The sequence below is a fragment of the Lachnoclostridium sp. An131 genome (assembly GCF_002160825.1).
Lineage (GTDB): Bacteria > Bacillota > Clostridia > Lachnospirales > Lachnospiraceae > Laedolimicola.
In genome coordinates this window covers 194,799-209,628 of the sequence record NZ_NFLI01000002.1, presented here as the reverse complement: position 1 = coordinate 209,628, position 14,830 = coordinate 194,799, and the positions used below count along the sequence as shown (strand labels likewise).

At 47.2% G+C, this 14,830-nt stretch carries 13 protein-coding genes; all 13 read right to left on the bottom strand.

All coding sequences use genetic code 11. The features are described from left to right. Positions 1–10 precede the first annotated feature (10 nt). Positions 11–1,192, bottom strand: coding sequence for a hypothetical protein (locus B5E77_RS02530; RefSeq protein ID WP_087163820.1), 1,182 nt, complete (start codon positions 1,190–1,192; stop codon positions 11–13). Beyond that, positions 1,182–2,669 carry a hypothetical protein gene (locus B5E77_RS02525; protein ID WP_140393126.1) on the bottom strand — a complete coding sequence of 496 codons (1,488 nt, stop codon included), beginning with the start codon at positions 2,667–2,669 and terminating at the stop codon, positions 1,182–1,184. The genes B5E77_RS02530 and B5E77_RS02525 overlap by 11 nt, the downstream gene beginning before the upstream one ends. Positions 2,670–2,788: 119 nt before the next feature. Then, positions 2,789–3,847, bottom strand: a complete 1,059-nt coding sequence (locus B5E77_RS02520; RefSeq protein WP_442911323.1) for an acyl-CoA reductase — start codon at positions 3,845–3,847, stop codon at positions 2,789–2,791. A gap of 136 nt (positions 3,848–3,983) precedes the next feature. After that, the gene (locus tag B5E77_RS02515; RefSeq protein WP_087163817.1) at positions 3,984–5,075 is read right to left on the bottom strand and encodes a LuxE/PaaK family acyltransferase; all 1,092 of its coding nucleotides are present in this window, start codon (positions 5,073–5,075) and stop codon (positions 3,984–3,986) included. Positions 5,076–5,114: 39 nt separating this feature from the next. Next, positions 5,115–6,527, bottom strand: coding sequence for an AMP-binding protein (locus B5E77_RS02510; protein WP_242963564.1), 1,413 nt, complete (start codon positions 6,525–6,527; stop codon positions 5,115–5,117). Then, positions 6,511–6,750: an acyl carrier protein gene (locus B5E77_RS02505; RefSeq protein WP_087163816.1), complete on the bottom strand. Its 240-nt coding sequence runs from the start codon at positions 6,748–6,750 to the stop codon at positions 6,511–6,513. The genes B5E77_RS02510 and B5E77_RS02505 overlap by 17 nt, the downstream gene beginning before the upstream one ends. 20 nt (positions 6,751–6,770) lie before the next feature. Beyond that, a complete protein-coding gene (locus tag B5E77_RS02500) occupies positions 6,771–7,748 on the bottom strand; it encodes a transketolase family protein (RefSeq protein WP_087163815.1) in 978 nt (325 codons plus the stop codon). Further along, a complete protein-coding gene (locus tag B5E77_RS02495; RefSeq protein WP_087163878.1) occupies positions 7,741–8,550 on the bottom strand; it encodes a transketolase in 810 nt (269 codons plus the stop codon). The genes B5E77_RS02500 and B5E77_RS02495 overlap by 8 nt, the downstream gene beginning before the upstream one ends. A gap of 1 nt (position 8,551) precedes the next feature. Next, positions 8,552–9,298, bottom strand: coding sequence for an SDR family NAD(P)-dependent oxidoreductase (locus B5E77_RS02490; protein ID WP_087163814.1), 747 nt, complete (start codon positions 9,296–9,298; stop codon positions 8,552–8,554). Between the two features lie 102 nt (positions 9,299–9,400). After that, positions 9,401–10,126, bottom strand: coding sequence for a hypothetical protein (locus tag B5E77_RS02485; protein WP_087307485.1), 726 nt, complete (start codon positions 10,124–10,126; stop codon positions 9,401–9,403). 40 nt (positions 10,127–10,166) lie between these two features. Further along, positions 10,167–11,294 carry a dTDP-4-amino-4,6-dideoxygalactose transaminase gene (gene rffA / locus B5E77_RS02480; protein WP_087163812.1) on the bottom strand — a complete coding sequence of 376 codons (1,128 nt, stop codon included), beginning with the start codon at positions 11,292–11,294 and terminating at the stop codon, positions 10,167–10,169. Continuing rightward, positions 11,291–12,994, bottom strand: a complete 1,704-nt coding sequence (locus tag B5E77_RS02475; protein ID WP_087163811.1) for a hypothetical protein — start codon at positions 12,992–12,994, stop codon at positions 11,291–11,293. Before B5E77_RS02475 ends, rffA begins: the two co-directional genes overlap by 4 nt. Further along, positions 12,991–14,829, bottom strand: coding sequence for a hypothetical protein (locus B5E77_RS02470; protein ID WP_087163810.1), 1,839 nt, complete (start codon positions 14,827–14,829; stop codon positions 12,991–12,993). The genes B5E77_RS02475 and B5E77_RS02470 overlap by 4 nt, the downstream gene beginning before the upstream one ends. Position 14,830: the final 1 nt, after the last annotated feature.

The following is a 14,830-nucleotide window of genomic DNA, read 5'->3' as shown; positions in this document are numbered from 1 at the left end:
CTTCACCGATCTATCCGACCGGAATAAAAAAAGTGCTTATGTAATAAATCCCTATAAACAGCTGCAGCGCAAAAATCACCCAGCCGCCCAGGACAAGGATTCGGTCCTTCAGATTCTGATAGTCATATTCCCGGTTGCGCTTCAAAAAATACCGGAATGTCATTACATACACCAGAAACGTCGCCAGCACATATCCCCAGCCAAAGTTCCCGTGATAGCGCCGGTAGCCTGTCTCCGCCAGCGCCGCCGCCTCCAGAAAACCGGCAAGCCACATAAAAAACGTCACCTGCATATCCCGCTCTTTCATGATACACAGATTGGTCAGAATAATATAAAGCGGGAACAGGTATCCCAAAAGCATGGAAAAGGGGATGCTGGGAGAAGACGCTCCCATAACATCAAACCAGGCAATTTCAATCCCGCCCTCTGCTGAGCTGGATGTGCCAAAGGATACGATCATCTGCCACAGCATTACACAGACGCACGGTACAAATGCAGAGGCCGTCTGAAAACAGAAGCCAAATGCTTTTCCTCTGGTTCGAATCAGAAGAATAAGCAGATAAACTGCCAGTCCCGGGACAGCAATCTGAACGAAGCTCGGTTTGGCCAGGTTGCAAAGCACCAGACACGCCGCCAGCAGAAGCCATGTCTTGGCACTAAGCCTTTTCTGCTCCTCTTCATACTCCTTTAAAACTCTCAGAATCAGCAGAAAAGCCAGAAAAGCGAAGGGTCTGACACAAATCGTCGTAGGGTTGTGCCAGATATTCGGTGTCACCTGGCCATTGTATACATCAGGATTGTACCATGGAATATAAAAGGGCCCCACAAGGAGTAAAAACCAGGTGAGCGCTGCAGTCCCCAGGCGTTCTTCTTTACACTCCTTTGCCAGATAAGAAAATACCAGCACGTAAGTGAAAGCATTTAAAAGACCTCCTGCAATCGCAGATGCCTCATAAGCCGGAGCTCCAGACAATTTCATAATTCCGGCCACCAAAAAGGCCCAAAAAGGATATCCGATTTCCTTCAATACAGGTCCAAGCCCGGACTGCAGAAGCAGTTCCGCATTCTCTGCATGTCCCAAATAATCGCTGTATGGATTTCTTACTGCTCCCATAATCACCTGATAGGTAATTACAAAAAGAAATACTGCAAAAAATGTTGCTGCAATCAGGCTTCTTTTTTCATTCTTCATAGCTGCGCTGCCTCTCATTTTTCAGGACCACAAAATACTCATCTTCCAAAAGGACCTTATGCCCTTCCTCCTCGAGCTTGTTTTTCATCTCTCCAGTATACTCTTCTCCCTGTGTAATAACTGCGTATCCTGCCGTTTTATTGATTTCCAGATCAAGCATATAATTTGAACCGTAACCGGCAGGCAGGGCCAGATATCTGAAATCCACATCTCCATAAGTGGCCACTGTATTTTCCCAGGGTTCCGCGTTTACATCCAGCTCAATCACCTCTGCCAAAGCTGCTTTCTCTTCTTCGATGATATTCTCATTCTGAGAAGCTGCAAACCTTTCATCTGCCATAGAGCTGTAATATCCCCAAACACTTGTAATCTCAAACACTGTCATCAACAGGATAAGAATTTTCAAATTTTCCTTTTTTACAAAGCTCAGATAGATCAGCGCCATAATCAATCCAGTATTGATTCCCCTGCACAATGTCCACTCCTGACCTGTATAAAGCGCACAATATCCTATCAGAAAGCCGGTCATAAAAAATGCCGCCTCATAACAGTAAGATCTGTTCTCTTTGAGCTGCCTTCTTTTTCTTATCAAATCAAACAGCAGAATAAACAGGATTACCAGGTAGTTGATAAAGAACCAGGACAAGACTCCGTAAGTATCCGAGGATACCGAAAGTATGGAAAACAAGTCTGCCGTTCTCAGATTCTGCATAAAGTTTTCCAGGAAAAAGCATAGACCATGATAAATTCCATTTTCTGAAATCTGTTTGAAAATAGTTGTAATAGTGGAATCAACATAAGGCGCGCAGACGCTTGTTACCAGCCTGTTTGCAATAACTGTTACAACACCGGTAACAGCTGTAATTGCCACGATTTTCCCTGAAAATAACAAAATCTGCTTTTTTCTATCTGCATTGTCAAACTGTACTTTCCTGAAAATATACCAGCAATACACCGGAACTACAAGTACAAAAACCAGATACACCTGGATTGCATAAAAAAGGAACAGCGCAAAGGCTATACATCCGCACAATTCCCTTCTGGAAAAACGCTTTTTTTCTCTTGTACAGCGCTCCAGCCATAGCAATGCCCCTGTCAAAATAACAGCCAGAGAATATCGCAGTCCTTCCGACATAGAAGTCAGGGAGTATCCGATAGTAATAAAGCTGCAGCTGTATAACAAAATTAACCACAGGGTCTGTGTAACAGAAGGCCTCGTCATAATAACTAACAGCAGCATCGCCAGACACAGAAAGAAAATATTTGCCAAAGCCATTGACGAAAGTCCCCAGCCGAATATTTTCCCAAAAGCCGCATAAGGCAGCAGCGGCGCAATCCCCCAGGCTCCCCAGGTACCTATCTGGGCATGCGTGCCATTATACCCATAATACCCCAGAGGCTTCCCATATTCAATCACTGCGGCTACCTGATTGTACCATCCAATTTCATCGTTCCAGACAGGCTGCAGAATAGACAATTCAAATTTAAATCCATTACAAAACAGAATGCATAAAACCCACAAAAGGGGAAGCAGGACTAAAACAGCATATAATGCTGTCTGCAGTTTTTTATGCCTCATATCACAATTCCTTCCATTTATGAAATATGGATAGTTCTGGTCAGCCTCTCATACAGATTATATCCATCCCAGATCAGATCAAAGTCCATGGTTTTTCCCACCGGAACGATACGGTCAATGCCGCGGACTCCTGTCTTCAAAAGCGGCAGAAACATCTGCGGATCACCGATGTAGGAAACCGTCTGGCAGTGAGTGTCATCGCAGACAGCTTTTAAATCGCGGATATCCTGGCAGTCATATTCATAAAAATATCCGGAATCTCCCCGGAAATCCATCAATCCTTCGAAAAGATGGTCCAGGGAAATCCTGACAAGCCGGTTATCGCCGCAGGATATCATATGTGTGCCTTCCTGGGCTGCCGCTGCCAGAAAAGCATTTGTCAGCTTGTTGACTCCCTGAATAGACTGAAATTCGTACTTTTTCTGAACTCTCTCCAGAAGCAGGCTCCAGAAACGTTCCTTGGCCCGGGCAGTCTGGGAACCGCACCAGACTACAAGCCTTGGACTGGTACAGGCATTCTGGTCCGTCAGATAAGTATCGTTATAAAAATCATCCACAATCCTCGGCTGATTATCCGCTGCCAGATAGGCGTCGCTGTCAATTACCGCCAGAGAATATCTGTCCGCAAAAGTAATTTCCGACGCTCTGGGGCCAAGCGGTGATTTTCTCAGCTCTGCGATTGTACGGTCGCCGCCCCAGACAATCCGGGTATCCGCAATAGAAGAAAGCGCATCATTAATTCTCTGCTCTCTCCCGTAACGCACAAAACAGATGTAGGGCCGGCAGGCCGGATACTGTTCCAGAGCCATATTTACCGCTTTGTTGATAATGGAAATCTGCGGAAAATCTTTAGACGGAATGCGGACCACATTGGCGTTCCCCGTCATAAAACCTGCCGCAAAGGAATAGGCATAATTGACTGCCACATTGGACGGAGCAATGTGGAAAGCCACTCCTCTTCCCAGGTGTATACAGTTCTCTTCTGCCTGGAAACGCTCTGCCAGCTTTTTCACTGACGATCTGCGAATCCAGAAGGCAAAGGTTACCACATCCGGATACAGCTTTGCTTCCGGCATGGAAAGAAGTGTTTTGGACAGGAAATTCAGGAACTCTTCAATTTCTCCGCAAAAAGGCTCCCGCGCTTCCACTTCCGGCATGTGTGCAAGAATCTCTTCACTGCCTGCCAGGTATTGAATTCCCTGCAAATTTTCTTTATCTAAACTTTTCTGCATAGGTATCGCTGCACCCCCGTATCTCAGCATTTTTGAGCCTGCCGATTACTTTGAAATATTTTCCTTTTCTGCCGCAGGGGCAGTCATCCTCTCCAAGCACCACTCCCTCATCCTCTGTGAGAAGCGAATGTCCCGGATAGGATTCCGGAAGGGTGGAAACCACCTGAATGATTCCCTTTTCCCCCATTTCACATTCTGCAAAATCCAGCGGCCGTCTTACAATCACATCAGAAAAATTGCTCGCATGAAGATGTCCGCACTCACATTCCATGTAAATGCAGCCTGTCTGCTCTACCATGCCGTAATAATCGTGTACATGGCGGAGACCACAGACCTCCTGCAGACGCTGCCCGAATTCCTGCGGACTGACAGCTTCGTTTATCAGCTTTTTCCAGCCGCCGCCATGAATCAGGACTCCCTCCGACAGATCGAAAGTAATGCCTTCCTCTTTCAGACGCACCAGCTCCTTATAAAAATGCTGCCAGATCATAAATGTAAAGCCAAAAAGAAAAATTCTCTGGCCCTGATACTTCTCAAGAAAAGCCTTCAAACCATCCACATCCAGCTTCATATCATCATCCAGAGCGTAGATTCGTTTTGCGCCGAAAATGGAAAATCCCAGAATCCCGGCTCCCCGGGCGGAAAACATCTGACGGTTTTTTACCACGGATGGACAGTCCAGAATAATCATGGGCATTCTGCTGCTTCCTGTAAAATCAGAAACGATTTTTACCATAACCTTCTGCTGATTTGCGGATGTTACCCGATCCAGATAGATTTTCGAGACGGCCTGTCCGGTCGTTCCCGAAGAGGTCATGGTCTTTACCACCTCTTCCTTCGGAACGCTTCGCAGTTCCAGTTCTTTAAAGAGGCGCACCGGAAGAAACGGCAGCTCTTTATAGCTGCAAAGCTTCTGGCTGTCATAGCCTGCGCTTTCCAGCATGTTTCTGTACTGGGGGCAGCTTTCTCTGTGTTTTTCTGTAAGCTCTCCCAGCCTCTCTGTCAGAAAGCGGCCTTTTTCCTCCTTATCTAAAGAATATGGACTTGTCTGCAGCATGTCTTCAAAATTCATCTTTCTGCTCCCTTACCTTTGATACAGGGCTGTATCTGACTACTTATAATATTTTTCCAGTTCCCTGTAAAGCGTTTTTCCGGCGTCATTTTTCGGAATGCTGTCTACGACAATCACCTTAAATGCCGCCTGGTTCAGTCCGGTCTTCGCAACCACAAACTCTTTCACCTGTTCCCCATAAGCTTCGTCTGTCACAAAGAGGTACATGTGGTCATCCACTCCGGCGCTGGCACATTCCAGATTTTCAAATTTTCCCTTGATCATCCGGTCCACTTCATCCAGGTTTACACGGTTTCCATATATTTTCAGAAATCTCTTTCTGCGTCCGACGATATAATAATAGCCGTCCTCGTCAAACTGCGCCATATCTCCTGTCTGAAGGAAGCCGTTTCTTTCGTCTCCCTTACTCAGATCTTCTCCGCACTCCGCATATCCCAGAGTCACATTTTCCCCTTCATATACCAGTTCCCCGGTTACATGGGGTTCCGTGACCGCTTCTCCATTTACATCAATCAAATGGAACACGCCTCCCGGAATGGCGATGCCCATAGACCCGCATTTTTCCACAGCCTTATCCGCGGGCAGATATCCCATCCGGGCCGTAGCCTCACACTGGCCGTACATGACAATAAAACGCTTGCCCTTTTCCGCCGCATATTCCGCGAATTTCTTGTGGAGTTCCGGAATCAGCTTGCCGCCGGCCTGTGTCATTGTCTTCAGATCCGGAAGATCCATACGGAAAAATCTCAGCTTATCCAGCATTTCATAGGTATAAGGCACTCCTCCGAAAGAAGTCGCCTTCTGCTCCTTCATAAAGGACCAGAATCCTCTCTCCATCATGGTCTTATCCGTAAGCAGGATTTCTGCGCCCACCAGCAGATGACTGTTGATAATGGACAGACCATAGGTGTAATTCATAGGCAGCGTGGTGATCGCCCTTTCCTCCTGGTCAAGTTCCAGATATTCCGCGATCTGACGGGTATTTACTTCAATATTTTTATAGCTTTGTCTGACAAACTTGGGACTGCCTGTAGATCCTGACGTGGTAAGAAGCAGACCCAGTTCTTCATAAAGAGGCCAGGACTTTTCATAGTCCGTCTTCAGCAGAGAGTATCCTCTGCTCTGATAAACGCACTGAAATTCGTGGAACTTTTCCGTCATTGCATCAGGCATCCACAGAAATGCCGGATTATACTTTTCCAGAAGCGCCTCCAGCAGTTCCTGATCCAGATGGGCATTCAAAAGAACCGGAACAATTCTGTTCTGTATAAAGCTCACATATCCGATGACAGAGCCTTCCGTATTGCTGCACATGGAAAAAACAAGGCAGCGTTTCCCAATCGCCGACGCGAGCCGCCCTGTCTCTTCTCCCAGTTCTCTGTATGTCAGCTGCGTTCCATCATCAGAACGCAGCGCAGTATTATCCAAAAACTCATTAAAATTCCACATCATATTTTTCACTCAGAATTTCCATTCCCTTTTCAAAAGAGCTGAAATCAATAATGTCATCTGTGTCCATCATAATATCAAAAGCATCCTCAAGAGCTGCCACAAGAGACATGTGGCCTACAGAATCCCAGGCTGCGATCCCGGAATACTGAAGTCCCTGTGTCTCTTCCTCCGTAATATCAAAGGTCTCCGTAAAAGCATTTACATATTTTTCTTTATTTGTCATTGCTGTTTTCCTCCTGCAATTTAATCCAACTTTTTATACGCGTCCGTGATTCTGTCCGCAATGTGACGGGCTGACAATTTATGATAGTCCAGCAGCCACGCATAGGTTCCCGCTTTTCCAAAGCTGTCCGGAAGTCCCATCATCTCCAGCCGGGTATCCTTATTGTACCTTGCTTTATATTCAGCCACAGCAGAACCCAGTCCTCCGATGACTGTATGCTCTTCAATTGTCACAACAAGTCTGTGCGAATCGAACACTTCTTCCAGAATCTCCTCGTCCAGCGGCTTCACCGTGCTCATATCTATAATTGTACAGGAAATTCCGTCTTTCTGAAGCTTTCTTGTGGCACGAAGAGACTCATACACCATGGTTCCCGTGGCCACAATCGCCACATCCGTTCCCTCTCTGACCTTTGTGGCTCTGCCCAGCCGGAAATCATAATTCTCCTTATACACAGGCTGGTTTCCATTCACACCCGTCAGCCTCAGATACGCCGGTCCCTTATGCTCCAGAAGAGCTTCCACAGCCTTTGCGGTCTCCGTGCAGTCCGCCGGCGATACCACAGTCATATTCGGAATCGTCCTTGCAAGCGCCAGATCTTCCAGTCCGTAATGGGTATTTCCCGCTGTTCCCATGCTCAGTCCGCTGGCGATTCCCACTACTGTCACATTCAGATTCATATACCCCAGATAGGTGCGAAGCACTTCAAAACACCGCATGGAAGCAAACGGCGCAAAGGATACTGCAAAAACCTGATATCCTGACTTCGCCAGTCCGGCAGCAATGGCAGTCATATTCTGCTCCGCAATTCCCACATTCAGGAACTGATCCGGATGATTTTTTTCAAAATCTCCCAGACCCGCGGAGTCCGCCACATCCGCCACAAGCACCATCAGATCCGGATGCTCACAGGCCAGTTCGTCCAAAACCAGGCCAAATGTCTTTCTTGAACTTATTCTTGACCAGAGGGCAACGTTTTCCGCCGAAATATCAATCATTTTTCAATTCCTCCATCGCCTGATTATACTGCTCCTGGGTAAGTCCTGCATGATGGTATTTCACCTGATTCTCCATGAAGGAAACGCCCTTTCCTTTTACCGTATCCGCCACAATCATTTTCGGCCTGCCATCCGCCGCAAGTCCGGCAAGGGTCTCATAGACAGCCCGGATATCATGTCCGTTTACCTCAAAGACTTCCCAGCCAAAGGAACGGAAGCTTTCCGCAATATGTGCCTGCGGAACGATTTTTTCCGCTTCCCCATCCAGCTGCAGGTGGTTATTGTCCATAATCGCAATCAGATTGTCCAGACCCAGCTTGGGCGCCTGCATGACGGCTTCCCACACGCTGCCTTCGTTGCATTCTCCGTTGCCAAGCAGGACAAATGTCTTTGCCTGTGTCTCCTTCTTTTTATCCGCCAGTGCCAGGCCGATGCCGAATCCCAGGCCAAGCCCCAGGCTGCCGCTTGACAGCTCAATTCCTATCTCATCATGCATCACCGGATGAGCCGGGAACATCCCGCCATTGTCTTCAAAGGTCATCAGCTCTTCTCTGGAAATCACGCCGGTCTCGCAGAGAGCCGCATACTGAACCAGGGCACAGTGGCCTTTGCTCAACACAAAATGATCCTGCTTCCCCGGTCTGTCCATAATTCCGCAGTAGAGCACAGCAACTATGTCAGCCGAAGAAAGAGCGCCGCCTATATGAGCCCCGCTGGCTCCTGCATGCAGAGTCATTTCCAGCATATTCTCCCGCATATTATGCGCAGCAGTTTCTATCCGTTTATATAATTCTGTATTCATTTCAATCACAGTCACCACCTCCATTCACTACAATGGTCTCTCCATTTACAAAAGAGGCTTCATCCGATGCAAGAAAAACAGCCACATTGGCGATCTCCTCCGCCTTTGCCATGCGTCCCATCGCAGAGGGAAGAAGCCTGTTTTCTCCTGCATTTTCCTGTACCGCTCGTCCCATATCCGTATCGGTCAGACTTGGCGCAATAGCGTTTACCCGTATTCCATACTGGGCTGTCTCTGCCCCCAGCACCGCCGTCCAGGCTTTCACCGCAGCCTTGCTGGTTCCGTATGCAGAATTTCCCGCCCTGACATTGAGTGCCGCAACAGACGACATATTAATAATACTTCCAGATTTCTGGCGCATCATTTTTCTCAGAATAAGCTGTGTCAGCTCCATCGGCGCAAATACATTAATATCAAATACCTCCCGGATCGTCTGCATTCTAGTCATTGAAAACAATCCGCCATGGGCAATCCCTGCATTATTAATCAGGACATCTATATTTTCTCCCGATTTCAGCACCTGTTTTATTGCCGCCTTCATCTCTTCACTGTCTGTCAGTTCAAAATAAACTGGTCTAATCCATACTCCATTTTGAGACGCAATTTCAGCCATCTGGGTCTCAAACTCCTCGCTGTGCTTTCTCGCACATGCCCAGATATTACATTGCTGCTTCGCGAAAGCTTCTACAAAAGCTTTTCCAATTCCTCTGTTTGAACCTGTAATCAGAACATTCTTTCCTGTAAGCATAGGCCTCTTCTCCTGAATTCTCTTTCTCACAAACTCAGTATGATTTTAACCGCTATTATCCCTGATGTCAATTCATACCGGTCGCTATCTCCGGGTATCTGTTTACTGATGCCGAATCAGCACATACTGCATCTCATTAATCCGGTAGCCAAACTGCAGATGCAGATGAATAATTGCCTGGTTATTGGACGAAACATGTGTCTTCACTTTTACATTCCCGCGCTCTCTGGCAGAATACAGATTCGTAAAAAGAGACAGAAAGCCAAGTCCAGCCCTTCCTCCATGATTCAGCATTCCTCCCAGGACAGCGTCACAGACTGCATTTTCCTTATCAATGTTTACTCCAAAAGCAGCTGGCGTATCTTTATAATATCCAACACATACATGTCCGTTCTGCTCGAGAAGATCCCGGGACCAGTTCGCGTACCGTTTTCCAGCCATTTCTTTTCCGAAATAAGGGTCTAAAGCTATGCGGTCAGTCTCAAAAATATCTCCCGATTCTATTTCTCTCAGAATACTCTCCCTCTGTTCTCTGTCGGCTTCTTTTACAACAATTTCCTGTTCAAATCGCCTGTATACAGCAGGAAGAGTCAGCTCTCTAAGCCCAATTTCCAGCCCAATACTCATCTCTATTACCTGATATCCCTGCTCCTGCGCACATAAAAGCAGCCCCGCGGCTCCTCCGGGAACCTTACATACAGAATAAGGAGTCTTAATTCCGGCAAGCGCTTCCTTCAGTTCCTCTCTGCTGTCCGATGCTGCACACTGAATCTCTGTCACATCCACACCCAGATTTCGCTTTTCCCAGAACGCATCTGTTATCTTCATTTTCTTCAGCCTTTCTCTTTCTGCCTTCTCAGACAGTGAATTATCTATAAAAGTTTCTGATTTTTTCACAGATGAATGCTATTTTCTCCTGCTCCAGTCCATAATACATGGGCAGACGCACCAGCCGCTCACTTTCTTTCGTCGTGTACAGGTCTTTCCCGGAAAACCGCCCATATTTCAGGCCCGCAGGCGCAGAGTGCAGCGGAATATAATGAAACACTGTCAGAATTCCTTCTTCTTTCATGTACGAGATAAAACTCGTTCTCTCCTCCAGATCCCGACACTTGATATAAAACATATGCGCATTATGTACGCACCCTTCGGGTATCACAGGCAGCTCTATCCTGCCGGATTCCTCAAGACCTTTCAGTTCCTGATAATACTGATTCCAGCTGGCCATACGGTTCTCATTAATCTCATCCGCAGCACAAAGCTGAGCCCACAGATAAGCCGCGTTCAGCTCACTCGGAAGATAGCTGTCTCCAAAATCCACCCAAGTATACTTGTCTACCTGTCCGCGGAAGAACTTGGAACGGTTTGTTCCTTTTTCACGAAGAATTTCTGCTCTCTCATTGTATTCCGGATTGTTGATCACCAGAGCTCCGCCTTCTCCCATGGAATAGTTTTTTGTCTCATGGAAGGAATAGCAGCCAAAATCTCCTATGGTCCCCAGCGCACGGCCTTTGTATGTGCTCATAACACCCTGAGCCGCGTCTTCAATTACAACCAGGTTATACTTGCGGGCGATTTCCATAATCGTATCCATTTCACAGGCTACCCCTGCATAATGCACGGCGATGATGGCTCTGGTCCGCTCCGTAATGGCTTCTTCTATCTTTTTCTCATCAATATTCATCGTATCCGGCCGGATATCCACGAACACAAGTCTGGCTCCTCCCAGCACTGCTGAGGTAGCTGTACTGGAAAAAGTATAGCTCGGGAGAATCACTTCATCTCCCTCTTTCAGTTCACACAAAAGAGCCGCCATGTCAAGAGCTGTAGTTCCGCTGGTCGTCAGCAGAACCTTCTGAGCCCCAAATCTCTCCTCCAGCCAGGCGTTGCATTTTTTTGTAAACGCCCCGTCCCCGCATATCTTATGTGACTCAATCGCTTCTTTGATATACTGTAATTCTGTTCCCACACAAGGGGGTACATTAAAAGGAATCATCGTCTTTCTCCTCCTGATATTTTAAATACTGGGACCTCCATTCCATAAACCGGGGCCGTATCTGTCTCTGTCCACTGGACATCCTCGTATTTTTGTTCATAGTATGCGGTAATTCTGCTTGATGGTGTATTGAAAATCAGATACACATTGTCATTTTCGATCAGAGCCGTATTCTCATCTTCAATTCCAAATTTCTTCAATCCCTGTTCATGTACCGGAAGAAACGTGGTCCATCCCCCCAGACTGAAACCATTATCAAGCCGCGCTTCCTTTCGAATATGGAAATTCTCTGTATACCCGGCTGTCCAGGTAGCAGGTATAAAGTACACCTGTCCGGGGTGTTCGCGATAATAGGACTGTAAAAGCTCATATTCCTGATTTGCCGCTGTACTCTGAAGCTGCCTTTCACGAATAACCGTAAACTGCCACGCTGCAGCTGCCAGCAGCACTATCAGGAGTCCCGCGGTCCACCCTGGGATTTTTTTTGCCGTCTCCGGTACTGTATTTCTCCGTTCCGAGAAAAAAACTGCAAGAGCCGCCAAAAATTCTATTATCAGCAGCGCCGCCATTACTCTGGAAGGCAGTCTTCCTTCATATCCCAGATAAAAGGTCAAAGCGCCTTCACAGAGCAGGAACCCGGCATTGACAAGCCACAGCGCCTTCTTCCGGTACCGAATACCTGTAATGATATTCAGCAGGACCAGAGCTTTCGCCAGAAGGTTCAGAACCAACGTCTCTTTTCCCAGCTCTCCCTGAACTGCAATTCGGACTCCCGCCATCACCCGGGCAGTCAGACTGTTCTGTTCTCTGTAACGCTGCTCCGCGTAATCAGCTATCTGCTGCATCTTCCCATTTTCCAGATCGTCTACAAATACCAGCTGATAGCGCTCTAAATTGACAACATCATATTCCTGAAGTCCTATGCTGTCATAAAACTCTCTGTTCTCCTCATATGGAGGCACACCATAATAATCATAAATAACCGAACGCGCAGTATTATAGTCTTTGTAAGATTTCCACTCTGCGCTGGAATAAGAAAACATTTCCAGAACCATGATTCCAGCCAGACCCACACAGGCGATGGAAACCATGAGCGCTTTCTTTTTAACAGGCTCCTTTTTGTAAAGGATAATCAGACCGCCAAATGGCACTGCCATCAGCAATACATTTTCTCTGACACAGAAGGAAATCCAAATCAGCAGAATGACCAGAGCCGCCATCCTATATTCCTTTTTCCCGCTGCTGTCATCCAGACAGTAAAGAAACACCGCGGTTCCAGCCACAATTCCTGCTACTACCGTAAACTGAAAACTAACCAGATGTCCCAGGCCTGTCAGTGCAAACACCGAAAGGAACAGGATGGACGCCGCCAAAAGATTTCTTCCTCTTTTTTCACAAATAGAAAGAATCTTCCACAAAATCAACGCTGCTGATAAAATCACAAATCCCATCCACATCAGGCCATACCAGTCGATCCCTGGAAAATATCTGTAAACCGCACTCAGCAGCGCTCCAAGCGCCGCTTTCACAAACACCAGATGATAATCAGGGCTCCCAGACATAGCCCCCGAAGCAATATCCCGCATGGCTACATCATCGTTGATGGCATAAGTCACCGGTATCATCAGAAAAACAACTGCCAGGAAAATAAAAAACAGGCCAAAAGATATGATCTTTTCCCTCTTCACACTCTTATTCATTTCCTTACCTCAAAATCATACACTTCAAACACCCTTTCTCCATAATCCAGGGTGTCCACCAGCTCCCGGCCCAGATAATCGTCTCCATAGATGCTGGTATAATAGCGGTCCATATACCTCATATTTACATTTTCTAATGATATCACATATACATAATCCTTTTCAACAATATCTGTCTTGGGGTCAGATATCCCAAGCTCCCGGCACTTTTCATCTTCCAGCGGAGAAAACGTATGCCAGCCGCCCACAGACAGAAGATTGGTAAAATCAAAATCCCGGCGCAGCGTAAAATTGTCCGTATAGGTCTCTATGGAAAAGGTCGTCATAAAATAGACGTTTTCCATATGCTCTGCCATATACCGGTTGACATCGAGGAATTCTTCATTGTAGCTGCTCCGCCAGCCCACAGTTCCTTCCACAGTCTTCCATTCCTTCACCGCTCCTGATGCAAGAATCAGCAGACATGCGGCCCACGCCGCCCAGCCGATCCAGCCTGTTCTCTTTCTCAAGCGGTCTGTACCTTCCGGCACTTTCGCCGCCTTTGCCTGATCCATTTCAGCTACCCCTTCAGGCCGGCCCGAGGCCAGGCCGTGCAGAATATTCCATCCAACTGCCAGCATGCTTAAAAGCTGCAGCAGAAACATTCCATAGCAGACCCGCTCCACGATTCTTCCGCGAAATCCCAGATACAGCCAGAACAGAGCAATAATTCCGTTTATGCAGAATGCCAGCGCAAATTCTCTCCGGTTCTTCCGCAGGCCCAGTATCAGCACTGCAGCTACAGAGAGATAAGCGAGCCAGCTTAGAGGAGCATACAGTTCATTGGTCAGATGCTCCCTCACCTTTTGCACGCCCATGTACAGGCGGTCGCGGGCCGAATACTGCTGATTATACTCTTCCTGCGCATTGACTGCCAGTTCATGCATTGTCTCACTGTAAAGATCATCACAGAGATACAGAGAATACCTCTGAAGATTCTCCACCTCCTCCGGAGATAATCCCAGCGACTCATAAAATTTCTGATTTTCCTCATAGTTTTTCAGACCGTAGTAATCCATGATCGTAGAACGGTCACTGTTATATGAGAGAAACTCCTGCCATTCCGGAGAACGGTAAGCCATCCGCTCTGTTCCCAGAACCCCGATGAATCCGAGTATGAGAGCCAGCAGAATGCCCCAGTGCCGCAGACCAAAGGGCCATTTTCGGGCCCCCAGCCTTTTCCACTGAAAAGAGCCGTATTTAAACCAGAAGCACAAAGCCGCTGCAGGAAGCACCATCATAAATACAGAATCACGTACGGACAGACAAAGAAGAAGGAGAAACACGGAGACTCCCTCTTCGCACAAATTCTGAAACCTGTTTTCTGTTTTTGAAGTATAAAACAGGAAAATTCCTGCCACTCCCGCAAAGGCGGCAGTCACTGTCCACTGAAATATGACCATCTGCCTAAGCCCGATACAGGTGAACAAAAGCAGCGCCGCCGCCGTATAGACGAGCTTCCAAACCAGAGACTTTTTCTCCACAAGTCCCCGGTACAGTATCACCGTCAGGCAGAGTAAGACGATTCCTATCATGACAATTCCGTACCAGTCCCATCCCGGCAGGACATGGTACAGCCCACTGATCAGAAGGCCCAATATATATTTCACAAAAATCAGGTGCGCATCCGGTGTGCCGGTGATGACACCTGCCGCCACATTCCGCATGGCCACATCATCATTGATGTCATAGATAAATGGCAGGCTCTGATATACCAAAATAAAATACACTGCCGTTATCAGAAACGCAAGCAAAAAAGCTGCCGCCATTCGGGCTTTTGTTCCCATCCGCCGCATA

What these genes read in the sequence shown, in the direction of transcription:
- B5E77_RS02515 (WP_087163817.1), bottom strand. Translation starts at nt 5,075, where the DNA reads ATGAATTTTGAAGACATGCTGCAGACAAGTCCATATTCTTTAGATAAG.
- B5E77_RS02500 (WP_087163815.1), bottom strand. Translation starts at nt 7,748, where the DNA reads ATGATTGATATTTCGGCGGAAAACGTTGCCCTCTGGTCAAGAATAAGT.
- B5E77_RS02470 (WP_087163810.1), bottom strand. Translation starts at nt 14,829, where the DNA reads ATGCGGCGGATGGGAACAAAAGCCCGAATGGCGGCAGCTTTTTTGCTT.
- B5E77_RS02520 (WP_442911323.1), bottom strand. Translation starts at nt 3,847, where the DNA reads ATGCCGGAAGCAAAGCTGTATCCGGATGTGGTAACCTTTGCCTTCTGG.
- B5E77_RS02530 (WP_087163820.1), bottom strand. Translation starts at nt 1,192, where the DNA reads ATGAAGAATGAAAAAAGAAGCCTGATTGCAGCAACATTTTTTGCAGTA.
- B5E77_RS02475 (WP_087163811.1), bottom strand. Translation starts at nt 12,994, where the DNA reads ATGAATAAGAGTGTGAAGAGGGAAAAGATCATATCTTTTGGCCTGTTT.
- rffA (WP_087163812.1), bottom strand. Translation starts at nt 11,294, where the DNA reads ATGATTCCTTTTAATGTACCCCCTTGTGTGGGAACAGAATTACAGTAT.
- B5E77_RS02485 (WP_087307485.1), bottom strand. Translation starts at nt 10,126, where the DNA reads ATGAAGATAACAGATGCGTTCTGGGAAAAGCGAAATCTGGGTGTGGAT.
- B5E77_RS02510 (WP_242963564.1), bottom strand. Translation starts at nt 6,527, where the DNA reads ATGATGTGGAATTTTAATGAGTTTTTGGATAATACTGCGCTGCGTTCT.
- B5E77_RS02490 (WP_087163814.1), bottom strand. Translation starts at nt 9,298, where the DNA reads ATGCTTACAGGAAAGAATGTTCTGATTACAGGTTCAAACAGAGGAATT.
- B5E77_RS02495 (WP_087163878.1), bottom strand. Translation starts at nt 8,550, where the DNA reads ATGAATACAGAATTATATAAACGGATAGAAACTGCTGCGCATAATATG.
- B5E77_RS02505 (WP_087163816.1), bottom strand. Translation starts at nt 6,750, where the DNA reads ATGACAAATAAAGAAAAATATGTAAATGCTTTTACGGAGACCTTTGAT.